This window comes from Saccharolobus shibatae B12, from assembly GCF_019175345.1.
GTDB classification, from domain to species: Archaea; Thermoproteota; Thermoprotei_A; order Sulfolobales; family Sulfolobaceae; genus Saccharolobus; species Saccharolobus shibatae.
In genome coordinates, this window is sequence record NZ_CP077717.1 from 944,304 (window position 1) to 956,459 (window position 12,156).

17 protein-coding genes are annotated in these 12,156 nt (G+C 34.2%); 6 read left to right on the forward strand and 11 right to left on the reverse strand.

The window, feature by feature from the left end; all coding sequences use genetic code 11:
• Positions 1 to 18: 18 nt before the first annotated feature.
• On the forward strand, positions 19 to 714 hold the full coding sequence (locus tag J5U23_RS05220; RefSeq protein ID WP_218259762.1) for a hypothetical protein: 696 nt from the start codon (positions 19 to 21) through the stop codon (positions 712 to 714).
• A 125-nt stretch (positions 715 to 839) separates the two neighbouring features.
• On the opposite strand, the gene cobT is transcribed toward J5U23_RS05220, so the two are convergent.
• Positions 840 to 1,883 carry a nicotinate mononucleotide-dependent phosphoribosyltransferase CobT gene (gene cobT / locus J5U23_RS05225; protein WP_218261355.1) on the reverse strand — a complete coding sequence of 348 codons (1,044 nt, stop codon included), beginning with the start codon at positions 1,881 to 1,883 and terminating at the stop codon, positions 840 to 842.
• 63 nt (positions 1,884 to 1,946) lie between these two features.
• Between cobT and J5U23_RS05230 the strand changes: the two genes are divergently transcribed.
• Positions 1,947 to 2,288 carry a hypothetical protein gene (locus tag J5U23_RS05230; RefSeq protein ID WP_218267179.1) on the forward strand — a complete coding sequence of 114 codons (342 nt, stop codon included), beginning with the start codon at positions 1,947 to 1,949 and terminating at the stop codon, positions 2,286 to 2,288.
• Here the strand turns inward: J5U23_RS05230 and J5U23_RS05235 are convergent.
• The 4 genes from J5U23_RS05235 to J5U23_RS05250 form a co-directional block, all read right to left on the reverse strand.
• A complete protein-coding gene (locus J5U23_RS05235) occupies positions 2,281 to 3,411 on the reverse strand; it encodes an aminotransferase class V-fold PLP-dependent enzyme (protein ID WP_218267180.1) in 1,131 nt (376 codons plus the stop codon). The genes J5U23_RS05230 and J5U23_RS05235 overlap by 8 nt on opposite strands.
• Positions 3,383 to 5,095, reverse strand: a complete 1,713-nt coding sequence (locus J5U23_RS05240) for an AMP-binding protein (RefSeq protein ID WP_218267181.1) — start codon at positions 5,093 to 5,095, stop codon at positions 3,383 to 3,385. The genes J5U23_RS05235 and J5U23_RS05240 overlap by 29 nt, the downstream gene beginning before the upstream one ends.
• A gap of 61 nt (positions 5,096 to 5,156) precedes the next feature.
• The gene (locus J5U23_RS05245; RefSeq protein ID WP_218261360.1) at positions 5,157 to 5,633 is read right to left on the reverse strand and encodes an NOB1 family endonuclease; all 477 of its coding nucleotides are present in this window, start codon (positions 5,631 to 5,633) and stop codon (positions 5,157 to 5,159) included.
• Complete coding sequence (locus J5U23_RS05250; protein WP_218267182.1) at positions 5,617 to 6,366, reverse strand: NAD(+)/NADH kinase; 750 nt, start codon at positions 6,364 to 6,366, stop codon at positions 5,617 to 5,619. The genes J5U23_RS05245 and J5U23_RS05250 overlap by 17 nt, the downstream gene beginning before the upstream one ends.
• 102 nt (positions 6,367 to 6,468) lie before the next feature.
• Here J5U23_RS05250 and J5U23_RS05255 point away from each other — a divergent pair, with 102 nt between their 5' ends.
• The gene (locus J5U23_RS05255; RefSeq protein ID WP_218259769.1) at positions 6,469 to 7,536 is read left to right on the forward strand and encodes an MFS transporter; all 1,068 of its coding nucleotides are present in this window, start codon (positions 6,469 to 6,471) and stop codon (positions 7,534 to 7,536) included.
• Here the strand turns inward: J5U23_RS05255 and J5U23_RS05260 are convergent.
• Entirely contained in the window at positions 7,514 to 7,867 is a 354-nt protein-coding gene (locus tag J5U23_RS05260) for a hypothetical protein (RefSeq protein WP_218259770.1), read from the reverse strand. The genes J5U23_RS05255 and J5U23_RS05260 overlap by 23 nt on opposite strands.
• Positions 7,868 to 7,951: 84 nt before the next feature.
• Between J5U23_RS05260 and J5U23_RS05265 the strand changes: the two genes are divergently transcribed.
• Both J5U23_RS05265 and J5U23_RS05270 read left to right on the forward strand, forming a co-directional pair.
• Entirely contained in the window at positions 7,952 to 8,950 is a 999-nt protein-coding gene (locus J5U23_RS05265; RefSeq protein ID WP_218259771.1) for an NAD(P)/FAD-dependent oxidoreductase, read from the forward strand.
• Between the two features lie 22 nt (positions 8,951 to 8,972).
• The gene (locus tag J5U23_RS05270; protein WP_218267183.1) at positions 8,973 to 9,713 is read left to right on the forward strand and encodes a class I SAM-dependent methyltransferase family protein; all 741 of its coding nucleotides are present in this window, start codon (positions 8,973 to 8,975) and stop codon (positions 9,711 to 9,713) included.
• Here the strand turns inward: J5U23_RS05270 and J5U23_RS05275 are convergent.
• Genes J5U23_RS05275 through J5U23_RS05285 form a run of 3 tightly spaced genes read right to left on the reverse strand, consistent with a single transcriptional unit; the run spans position 9,636 to position 10,648 of the window.
• Positions 9,636 to 10,121 (reverse strand): DUF371 domain-containing protein, encoded by a 486-nt coding sequence (locus tag J5U23_RS05275; protein ID WP_218267184.1) that lies wholly within the window; start codon positions 10,119 to 10,121, stop codon positions 9,636 to 9,638. The two genes, J5U23_RS05270 and J5U23_RS05275, sit on opposite strands and share 78 nt — an antisense overlap.
• Entirely contained in the window at positions 10,081 to 10,374 is a 294-nt protein-coding gene (locus tag J5U23_RS05280) for a YhbY family RNA-binding protein (protein ID WP_218267185.1), read from the reverse strand. Before J5U23_RS05280 ends, J5U23_RS05275 begins: the two co-directional genes overlap by 41 nt.
• Positions 10,334 to 10,648: a ribonuclease P protein component 4 gene (locus tag J5U23_RS05285; RefSeq protein WP_012710221.1), complete on the reverse strand. Its 315-nt coding sequence runs from the start codon at positions 10,646 to 10,648 to the stop codon at positions 10,334 to 10,336. Before J5U23_RS05285 ends, J5U23_RS05280 begins: the two co-directional genes overlap by 41 nt.
• 21 nt (positions 10,649 to 10,669) lie before the next feature.
• Between J5U23_RS05285 and J5U23_RS05290 the strand changes: the two genes are divergently transcribed.
• Positions 10,670 to 11,341: a 16S rRNA methyltransferase gene (locus tag J5U23_RS05290; protein ID WP_218267186.1), complete on the forward strand. Its 672-nt coding sequence runs from the start codon at positions 10,670 to 10,672 to the stop codon at positions 11,339 to 11,341.
• Here the strand turns inward: J5U23_RS05290 and J5U23_RS05295 are convergent.
• Together J5U23_RS05295 and J5U23_RS05300 are read right to left on the reverse strand one after the other, a co-directional pair.
• A complete protein-coding gene (locus J5U23_RS05295; RefSeq protein WP_218259776.1) occupies positions 11,322 to 11,897 on the reverse strand; it encodes a hypothetical protein in 576 nt (191 codons plus the stop codon). The two genes, J5U23_RS05290 and J5U23_RS05295, sit on opposite strands and share 20 nt — an antisense overlap.
• A gap of 75 nt (positions 11,898 to 11,972) precedes the next feature.
• Positions 11,973 to 12,152, reverse strand: a complete 180-nt coding sequence (locus J5U23_RS05300; RefSeq protein WP_218259777.1) for a hypothetical protein — start codon at positions 12,150 to 12,152, stop codon at positions 11,973 to 11,975.
• Between the last annotated feature and the right edge of the window lie 4 nt (positions 12,153 to 12,156).

Genomic DNA, 12,156 nt, shown 5'->3' on the forward strand with positions numbered 1-12,156 from the left:
TTGCACACAATATATTATATGAGTGTCAAATTCGAGGAAAGCAGTAGATTGTTAGAGACTATAAAGAGTATGCTAGCCTCTGCTACTTCTTCTATTTTAATAGTTACATATGGTATTGATCAAGAAGCCGCTTCCGAAATACTGACTAGAGCAGCGAGTGGAGTTAATACAGTCCTAGTAACAGCTGATAAGGATTGGGCACGATGGTTGAAAAATCAGTCTGAGGCTTATAAAAAAGATGAAGAGAAGAGATTATATAGGGAGCTGAGAAGAAATGAGAGTATTTACGTGCAAATAATTTATTTCACTTCAATCATTTCTATAGCCATTGCTATAATAGATATTATCCTTTATTTCATGATGGGTAGTCTCATCTATTATGATGTTCCTTTATCTTTAATTGCTATAGGGTTTCTGATTTACTATGGAATAAGAAAGAGGAGGGAAGCTTTATCTCAAATAAGTATATTGAGGGAGAGTGTTCAGAACTTCGTACAAGAGGTCAGTCAAATCAGAGATAAGATCAAAGAAAAGTTGAAAATTATAGAAATCGATAGTCAAGTTTCCTTTTCAATTGTTTCTTGTGATGATAAAACTATTCTATTTTCTGCACCTCTTAAGTTTTCAATGGATAAGCCTTCTGTTCATGTAGTTATGGAAATCTCTAAACAACTCGCCGATCAGCTAGTTAATCTTATACTAAAAATAAGCTAGGAATATCATAGAGTAGCTTAATGTCTATTACGTAATGATATCAGTAACTGATAGCAGAGCATTGTTTAGTATTTTTATAATACTAATACTTTTTAAAAAATTATGGATTGAAATAAAAATCTTTTCTAGATATGTAAATTATTACTTCCTACTAATTCACCATATAACTCGTCAATTTTTCTCACTAACGTATTATTACTAACTCCTCTCACGAGGGCCATTATTGTTGATCCCCCAGCTCCTACTCCCTCCTTTACATAACCTTTTTCATACGCTCTTATCCCTTCATATGCGGAAATGGAAAGATCTAACATGCTTGCTAATACTTTAACTCCTACTTGTTTTGCTAAACTTAACATGTCTGCAAACTTATCTTCTACTATCCACTTTGTGGTACCAATTGTAATATCCTTTAACTTATTCTTATCGAATTCATTTACTATAGCAGCTGCAGCTGTCATTTGAGTTCCTCCAGCTAGTAAAATCTTTCCTTTAAATCCTAAAGATATTCCAGCTACGCCCAATAGGACGGGATCCGAAACTTTAGCTAATCTTTGTAAGGGATCTGTTGGCAAATTCCTCAAAGCTTCTTCAACAACTTTTCTTTTTAATTCCTTCGGATTATCAGGAGACGCAGAACTCACTTTATCCATAGCATCATAACCTAATGCCAAAAGAGTAGCCATGGCCGTGGTTGTACCCGCTGGTATCGATTCTCCTATCATAATAAGTTCATATTCGTTAGATAATTCTTCGCCTAATTTGATACCGTTCTCTATTATGCTATTAACTTTTTCCATGGAGAGCGCTTGTTTCCTGATATCTTTTCCGGGCTCACCTTGAAGATCTATATATGGAATCTTGGGGAGTATTCTACTGCCTGCATTTACTACAACTTTTAAAGGGTTTATGAAGGATAGTGACGCTCTTGTTAACAAAGCAGGAGTTGGTATTCCAGTGGGACTAACTGGAATAGTATTTATACTTTTACATTTACCTAGAAGTACGTATTCGGCGTCAGCGGCAGGAGTAAAGTGAGTTAACTCTGGAGTTGCCCCAGCTATGGTTAATCCTGGGACTAAACTGACGTCAGTAGTTCCTATTACCAATATGTAGGCGAAGTCTTTATTTAGGGTGAAAGTTTCCGCTCCATAATATTCCTTAATCATTTTCGGTGCATATAAATAATTTCACGTATATAAAAATTTGTGAGCTTCTGGGAGTATTATAGAATGATTGAAAGGGGAACATTAGTAAGTCTCGAGGAGTTTAAAAGTAATCAGAAATTAAAGGAAAGTGTTAAGAATGGGATTAAAGGTTTAGTGAAGTTACTTTTTCAAGAAGCTGGTAAGATAATTAAATTTACCTCTAATGACGATTTGATATTTCAATTGATGAAGTTAGGATTAATTTCAGCTACTTTGGCTCAAGAACTTCTTGACATCCTTAAAATTGTAAATAATCTAGATAATGTTGATGACGAAATATTACACAGTATGCTTGTAAGAATTATGGAAGATGTTGAAGAGGCCATAAATAGTATAGATAAATATATGGCTAAAAATTCTAGTTAAGTTTTCTCTCGATTTCTAAAATCTTCTCAATGGTCTTTTGAACCTCTTCCTCTGTATTATAGAAGTGTGTTGATATTCTTATTCCTTCTCCTCTCGGCGACACCACTATATCTTCCCTTAATAGTTCCTTTGCAACTTCTTTCGGTTTTTTAACCTTTACTACGGCAATTCCAGCTCTCTTTTCGTCTGGAGTGATTACCTCCATGTTATGGTCCTTTGCTAGTCTAATTGCAAATTGGGAAAGATGCGTTACTGAACTCTCAATCAATTCCATATTTTCACTTATTATTTCGCAAGACTTAGCAAGCGATAAGTTTGCAGCTATATCTACTGTACCTATTTCAAACCTTCTAGGACCTTTCTCTAATGTGAACTTATTTGGATTAAAATCCAAGTAATCAGCACTAGTTTTCCATCCGTAAAACGGTGGATCTTCTATTAGTCCTCTTTTAACGTAGATAAATCCGGACCCTTGTGGACTCATTAACCATTTATACCCTCCTGCGATAGCGAAATCCACACCAAGTTCCTCTACATTTATTCTGACTGCACCAGCACTTTGTATGATATCTAATAGGACTAATGCGTCATTCTCCCTTGCAGCTTTCACAATTTTCCTAACGTCCACTTTCAAGCCGGTATTAAAACTAACATGGCTTATTGCAACTAATCTAGTATTTTTATTAATATTTGATATTATATCTTCCTCAAAGTTATAAGGATTAGTCTTTACTACATTTACCTTGACTCCTTTCTTCGCTAATTTCAAAAATGGATATACTACAGTTGGGAACTCGAGATTATCTGTTACTATATTATCATCTCTTTTCCATTCTAGTCCATGTGCAACTAAGTTTACCCCATAACTAGTATTTGGAATTAGTGAAATCTCATCTGGGTATGCTCCTATCAAATTGGCTATTTTAGACCTTATGTGATATAGTTCGTCCTCTTCCTCTTCATTAGCAGCTATACTTCCTCTATTTGCAACTTCATATAAATATCTGTAAGCCTCAAATAATGACGGTAAAGGGGTAGGTGATACTGCCGCATGGTTTAAATAAACATATTTTCTCGTAACAGGTAAGTTTTCCCTAAATTCTCTCGGATCTCTTAATCTCACTTTTGATCTCCTTTAATATTTCTGGGTCTTCCAATATAGTTTCATCTATTTCTTTTTCCAATAGTAAATCCCTCAAAACTCTCCTAACTATTTTACCGCTTCGAGACTTGGGTAGTCTTTCAACCTTGTATATTTTGTCAATAACGTATATGGGACCTAACATCTCCCTTACTTTAGTTGCTATTGTTTTTTCGTCTATGTTTCCCACGTAAAAAACTACTAATTTTTCACCTTTTATCTCATCTGGTATTCCTACAGCAGCTGATTCAACTATTCCTTCCAAAGAATTTATTACACTTTCTACTTCTCCACTAGTTATTCTATGTCCAGCTATCTTTATCATATCATCATCTCTACCAACTATTTTCACATAACCCTTTTCGTTAATTATGGCTAGATCCCCAGTATCATGGCCGTCGAATTTTTCAAAATAGCTTAAAAATTTGGCTTCGTCTTTCCAAATCCCAATAAATTGAGTAGGGAATGGTCCTCTTGCTATCAGATGGCCAACATGTCCTCTTAAACTTTTCCCATATTCGTCCACTGTATCTATAACTGCACCAGGGAATGGTAATCCTGCATACCCTATTTTTGGTTCCACACTATCTAATGCATATGGATAACCTATTACGTAACCCAATTCAGTTTGTCCATATACATCTGTAACTTTATCAGAGAATCTTAATGCGTATTTCCATGCTGTTTCATCCATTATCTCCCCAGCAGTGGCTATAAACTCCACTCTTGGTAGTTTTATATCCAATTTCTGCAAAGTTCTAAGAAGTGTTGGGGATGTAAATAGTACTTTAGGCTGTAACTCGTTAATTATTTTCGGTAATCTATCTGTTGGATAGTCTGGTGCTCCCTCTATAAATGCCAATGTGGAACCATGCATTAGAGTTCCATACATTATTCTCGAAAACGTTATCCATCCAACATCTGCAGTTGTTAGAACTATATCATTACTTTTTAATGAGAACATTAAGTCAAATACTGTGTAGTCTCCTACCATCCAAGCTCCATGTGGTAAGATTATACCTTTAGGTTTTCCAGTTGTTCCAGAAGTGTACATTATCTTTAATGGTTCATTACTTTCTATTTTCTCAAATTCTTTATACTCTCTTGGATAATCAAATTGCGACTCCCTTGGAAATACTATATTAGCTAAGTTAGTGTATAATTTTATTTCCTTTCCCCTTCTGAACGTCTTATCTGTGGAGATTACTAATTTAGGTTCCAGATTTGAAATCCTACTTACTATAGCATTTATTCCTAATCCTGCAAAAATGAGTGTATAAATTACTCCTAGTCTAGCTGCAGCTAATATTGTAGCTATCGTGTGTATTGAGTTAGGCATGTAGATTGCAATCCTATCTCCCCTTCTTATCCCTTTATCTAACAGTAATCCAGCAATTATTGAGCTCATATTGTTTAACTCATTGAAGGTTATTTCGTCTCCTTTGTATTTATCCTCTTTATAAAATATAAGGGCCTTCCCAGTGTGATTAAGAGCGTTGTATGCAATGTTTGTAGTACCGTTAACGAACCATTTAGCTATGGGTAGTTGTTTATTCTTTTCTATGACTTTTTCCCATTTCTTAAAGAATGATAGTTTATTGGCAAAGGTTTCCCAGTAGGTTTCTGGTTTTTTCAAGGAAAGATCGTAAAGTGTATAGTAGTCCATATCTTTTACTTGTTATAACTTTTTAATTTGTTTTTATGGGTAGAAGAAACACACCCTATATTTACTCCATTATTCTTCTTTTTACCACTTTTCCACCACAATATGGACATTCTCTATGGTCTATGTCAAATTCTCTTTTACAGTCAATACATATATATTTAAATTTGAAAGATTTTTCTATTTTTTTATTGATCTTCACCGAAGAGAACTGTATTCCAAGATGTTTAAGTGCATTTTGTACTGATAAGTCATCAGTAAATACGATTGACGGTTGCAGATCTAGCGCTAGTGCTATAACTGATATATCCGTATTAGATAGTTTTCTCTCTTTGGTAACATTTAATACCTTAATTACCTTTTCCATACTTTTTGGAGAGGGTTTCATTATTATTACCTTTCCGGACGATATAGCGATTTCTAGGTTAAATCTAGAATATCTATCCTTAACTTCATTTATGACTTCCTGTGTGGTATAGACTCTATCTAACGACAATTGTAGTCCAGCTAGAAACGCCGAGGTATCAAATATGATATGCATGTAATACTTCTCCTATTAAGTCTAGTTTGAAAAATCTTAAGATTTTTGCCTTGCGTTGGGAAACCCTTACCGTAATTTCTTGGTTAGTTTTTATCAATGTTACAACCTCGCCATCTACTACCGCTCTGGCTGTTTGTGGATACCCCTTATCCTCCAATCTTAAGGTTAGGGGCTTTGGTGGTATTACAACCGATCTCAGATAGTAGAAAATTGGATTAACAAATATTATCTCTATGGCACTTAGGTCTTTATATAACAGGGAGTTGGTTGCAGACATACCCCAACCGCTACTTCCTTGTGGTGTGGAAACTAAAACCCCATCCCCTTCCACTGAGACTCTTTCTGTATCAAAACTTATTCCAACCTTTATGGCCTCTGGTCTATCGTATAAGATTCCTACCTCGTTAAATCCTAATTCTACCTTATCATTATATATCATTTCTAATAACATGTATTCTTCCTCTTCATAATCTCCCTTTTTTAATCTCAAAAGAGCCTCCTCAACCTTATCTAATGGAACATCCATTAATAATCCTCTTCTTCCTGCCTTTACAGCGATCACTGGTTTATTTTGCTTAACGGCCCTTAATAGAGTTCCATCTCCACCTACTGCAATAACATAATCGAAATCCTTATCGACTACTTCAAAGCCCAATTTAGTAGAAATATTCTTAATTTTTTCTATTATGTTATTAAGTTGTGAAGTAGGTTTGCTCACTATCTTAACTCTCATTTTGTTCACATATATACTTGAAAGTTATAATATTCTTTTCCTTTTCCCTAGGCTGTATAGGAAAAATTTAATATCGTAATTTTTGAATCATCCACTACAACAATGAAAGGCATAAAAATCATAGTCGCCAGGGTTATTTACGCTATACATTGGTTTTATCTCGCACCTCTAATACCTTCTCTGGCAAGTAAACTCAGTTTATCATTACAGAGTGTTGGTTTAATTCCTTTTTCCTTCTTTTTGGGCTCTGGTATTATGCAAGTACCTTCTGCCTATCTTTCAACTAAAATAGGGTTGAGGAATACTTTACTCCTAGGTCTTATTATAATGAGCATATCACCATTATTAGTATTATTTTCCTCTAATTTTATTGAATTATTAATATTTTACCTAACAGATGGTATTGGTGCCTCAATGTTCTTTTCCACTGGAGGTGGGATTTTGGCTTCATTGAATAGGGACTCCCCTGGGCTAGCTTTAGGTATATATAATGCATCTTTTGCAGTTGGAGGTCTTATAGGTTTAAATTGGTATACCATGTTTGGGAACTATTTATCATTTTACGTCCTATCAATTTTGACATTTCTTTCACTTATTATTAATTTAAATAACCCAAACCTAAAACCAAGTTGGAAAATAATTAGGGATAATAGAATCGTAATTCTAGGGATTTCAATAGCTGGAATATGGGGAGTTTATTATGTTATAGGAGAATTATATCCGACGTTTGCATATTATTACTTGCATCTAAACTTAGTTGATTCAAGTTTGTTTACATCGCTCTTGCTTATTTCCTCAGTTATAGGCGGAAGTTTAACATTTTTAGCAGATAGAAAGTTCAAGAAGTTCAACCTCCTTATAATTTCCTCACTTCTAGGATCAGTTCCTTCTCTTCTTCTCTATACTAAGGTATATTTACTAGGTATAGTAATAACTGGTATTTTTAATGAACTAGCAATATCGGTGCTGTACTCGATAATAGCTAGTTTACAAAGAGACGCAAATGCAACCATGGGATTAGCCGTAGTTAATTCACTAAATATTTTAATTGGAATGAATTTTGAACCTCTAGCGTCATATTCAGGTTATTATATGTGGATTGTTGTTAATATCATCGGACTAGTACTTTTTTCACTTATAATGTTAGTTAGGCAGAATATCTCAATTTAACTCTTACTTGAAATACTTTACTCTCATTAATCAACTCCAGATTTCCGCTTTCGTTCAATAGGCGTATTTTAAAGATTTTCTGCTTTGGTCCACCATTAACTCTTATTGTTATCCAAGGATTAACTCCATATACTAAAATGGATACTTTTCCATCTATTTTGACAGTTTTAGTGCTTGAAGGTAACAAGAATATTTCCTCCTCTCTGTAATTCTCCCCAACGTATTTTGTCCCCTCATTTATAATGATATTATAATATCTAAACCATAAATAGGTCAGAATAGGCAATGGTAATGCTAAAATTACTATACCAAGTTGTATCTGATCAGTCATATATAACTTTACGTTATTTGGTAATAAAAATTTGCACTAAGGTTTAAATAGTATAAATACTACAACCTAATAGGTGGTGTGTAAGTGAATGAGTACGATATGGTTATAATCGGTGGTGGTCCAGTAGGTCTATTTGGAACTTTTTATGCAGGATTAAGAGATATGAAAGCATTATTGATAGATGCTCAAGATGAGTTGGGAGGTCAATTAGTTTCATTATATCCGGAGAAAATTGTATATGATGTTGGTGGTTTCGCAGGAATTCAAGCTTATGAATTAGCTCAAAGACTCATTGAGCAAGCTAAAATGTTTGGTCCAGATATAAGAGTTAATGAATGGGCAGATATGATAGAAAAAACCAGTGATAACATGTGGATAGTTAAGACTGATAAAGGTTCATATAAAACTAAGACAATTTTTGTTGCAGCAGGTATAGGGAAAATAGTACCTTCAAGGTTGGGAGCTAAAGGAGAGATTGAATATGAGAATAAAGGGGTTTATTATACCGTAAGGAGAAAGAAAGACTTTGAGGGCAAGAGGGTATTAGTAGTAGGTGGTGGAGACTCCGCAGTGGATTGGGCATTAAATTTAGCCCCAGTAGCTAAGTCCGTGACATTAATACATAGAAGAGATCAGTTTAGAGCTCATGAGAGAAGTGTAAAGGAACTCTTTAGGGTCGCCAATGTCTACGTTTGGCACGAACTAAAAGAAGTTAAAGGGGATGGTAATAAGGTAACGCAAGCTATAATATTTGATAATAGGACAAAGGAGGAGAAAGTGCTGGATGTGGACAGTGTAATTATAAGTATAGGATACAAAGGTGATCTTGGTAACATTCCTAAATGGGGAGTAAACATGAAGGGAAGGGACATTGTTGTTAACGGTAAGATGGAAACTAATTTACCGGGTGTTTACGCTGGAGGAGACATTGTACAGCTAGAAGGTTCTCCCAAGTTAGCGCTAATAGCTGTGGGTTTTGCCCATGCCGCTATTGCTATAAGTGTAGCAAAGAAGTATGTGGAGCCTAGTGCCTCCTTATTTGCTGGTCATAGTTCGGAAATGGACAAATTTAAACCTAAGTAATTATTCTTTTTTCCTAAATGCAATGAAGACTGAAAGGCTTAACGCGTATTTCCCTGGCGTGAGAAGTTATTACATTATAGGCGAGATAGCTATAGTAACTCCTAAACGAGTTAACGTTGATTACAATTTAGTTGCTCAGAAGATTATGCAAGCTCATCCTAAGATAAAGGCCGTATATCTCAAAAAGAAGGTAAAAGGTGAATTAAGAACAAATGAATTAGAATTTCTATCTGGAGAAAGAATATCCAGCACAATCTACAAGGAGAATGGAGTATTATTTTACGTAGATATAGTCACGGTTTATGTTAATCCTTCTCTTTCTGGGGATAGACTAAAAAATGTGGAACTTGTTGAAGAAGGAAGTACCATATTAGATGCTTTTACTGGTTATGGTGCTATTGCACTAAATATAGCTCATAAAAAAAAGGCTTATGTTGTTGCTGGGGATGTTAATATCGATGGATTGTATCTGCTCAAGAAGTCTTTAAGTCTGAATAAGATAAAAGGTATGATAGATATCGTTCAATATGATGCGCATTATCTGCCATTTAGGGATAAGGTCTTTAAGTTATCTTTTGGAGATAATCCTACTTTGATAATTGATTTCAAAGAAGAGTTGTGCAGAGTTTCTGAAAATGTCGTATTTTACATTTTGTGCGAATCCAAAGATAAGGCAAATTCAAGTTTAGGTAAAACTGAGTGGGTTAAGATCAACGACTATTCTAAGAATCTCTTTATCTTCAAGGGGGTTGTCAGATGCTAAAATATGAACTTCTCCCTCAACTTCAGTTTTAAGCAAGTTAATTATTTCTCTATTTATATCTCTTGCTGCTTTATCTGACCTTATCATTACTGTTGATCCTTCTATAAAAGTAGATTTTCTGAATATAATTTTATTTTGATTCTCAAAAGTAAATTTAGACGAACCTCTACCGTGAATTATGTCGAAGAGCTCTTTCACCCTAATCACCGCGTAAATAAAACTTTCATCGTTTCTAGCAATCTTTTTGAAGCTTTCACTTAGATCTCTTGCCCCTTTATTGGCTAATATTCCTATTATACAGTCTCCTCTAGTCGTAAGATAATGATCCTTAGTTATTTCTAATGTGGTCTTATGTAATCCTCTAATGTTATAATGCCCCTTGATCTTTATCTTGTCTATTGCTATCAACTTTGGCTAGTATAAAAGTATATCCTCTTACCTCTATAAGTTTAGCTCCAACCATCTCTGCAACTCTTTTTGCGAATTCTTTTCGATCATCAATTTCCTTAATTCCTATTTTTATCTTTATCACTTTATGTTCATTTAATCTCCTTTTTATTTCATTTATCATACCTTCAGTTACACTATATTTGCCTATTCTTATATCTGCCCTTTCAGTCCTAGTTTTCTTTATTAGATCCTTTATTTCTTGAGAGTACATATCTCCTTTGCCAATTACAAATAAGACATGTTCTAATTAAAATCTTTGACCTAATTCTCCTTCTCTCGGTCACACCAGTAATAAGGGGTGTATAACATTTTCTACAAAACATGCGTTTGTACTTTAAAGGAATTTTAACTCTACCTTTTCTCGAATACATTTCGGCTAACTTTATATATTCTCTTGCTAACTCCAAATCTCCCTTCCTTGCAGTAATGTAAGCCAGCTCAATAAGCTCAATAATTCTCTTCTTAATCTTGTTTTTTATTCTCACGATAACTACTAAACCCCCTTTATGTTAAAATATTCTATGCATTTAAATATTGTCTTACTGGAAACTAGTCTAGAACTAGTCCCAAAAGAAATAGTTAATCATCCAGCTGTTATTAAAAACGCTAAAAGGAGGAATAAAAAACCAGAAGAGACTTTACTAGACATTTCCTTACATTATCATGCAATGAAAAGTTTAGAAAATAGCCATAAAAGAGGCAGACCTGATATTTTACATCAAGCCTTACTTGTAATTCTAACCGATCCAGTAATTAAAGGCAATCTGTTTATACATACTATACAATCTAAGATAATTAAGGTAAATCCCAATATGAGGCCACCTAAAAATTATTTGAGGTTTATAGGTTTAATGGAGCAACTATTGAAATATGGCAGAATCCCTATTAATGGCAATGAGAGTCTAATGGAAGTTACAAATCTTACGCTAGAGGAAATTGCGGCTAGATATAATTTAGTAGTGTTGTCAGAAAAGGGAGAGAAAATAAATCCAGAAGAACTCTGTAAGTTAGATGAAAAATGGATTTTGGGAATAGGAGCTTTTCCTCATGGAGACTTTTCTGAAAAAATTTTGAGTTTAGCTAAGAAAATCTATTCTATAAGCAAATTTCAGCTTGAAACACAACAGGTTTTATGCAGAATCTTTTCCGCCTGCAACTCTATTTTAGGTTGGCCTTAGCTTTGATGGTAACTATTCCACCTGGTACTACATCTACATCTTGTATTGACAAATCATATGCCTCTGCGATTTTTGAGAATATCTTTCCTGCACATAAGGTGGAGATTAAACTAAATCCGGTTCCAGTTATTCTAAATTCTATCACATCACCAGCATTTTTAATTGCAACATTTCTTATGGGCAGGATAATTTTTATTGCATTATAAAAATCAAATAATTCATCTAGCGTTGAGGCTTTTGATCTCAAGAACGATCCTATTTGCTCTCCTACTTCTTCACACATATTCTCATACTGTTTACTATCTTTTTCATAGGCCAATTTGGTTAAGTTCTCAAGGAACCAACTCGTTACCGGAACTATATCTAATGCCTTTGATATCGCATAATAATCTACTAAACTTTCTAGTGTATTAGCGTCCTCACCTTCCTTCAACAGTTTGAGTAAGGCCTTAAGAGCAGCGTTAGTTAAAGAGTAAATAGTATAACCCCTCTTTTTTGCCTCGCTTTCCAATTGTTCTATTAGGTCAGCTTCAGCTGCTATATTAACTCTTGGCATAATCTGTCTATAGAAAGTTTGTAAAAAAGACTATTTATATTTAGTCGTGCTATCGTTTAAACTTATTTTAAAAAACTATGAATGAGGTGTGAAAGCAATTAAATCAAAAATTAAGAACAGTATTAATAATACTATAAAGCCTCCTAAATACCAATTATCATCAGTAAATAATGCCTTAATTAGATCAGTCCAACTCTTTATTTCACTTTTCTTTTGGCTCAAGTAAATCCACCACTTTAATTTATGTTTTCCCATTTAT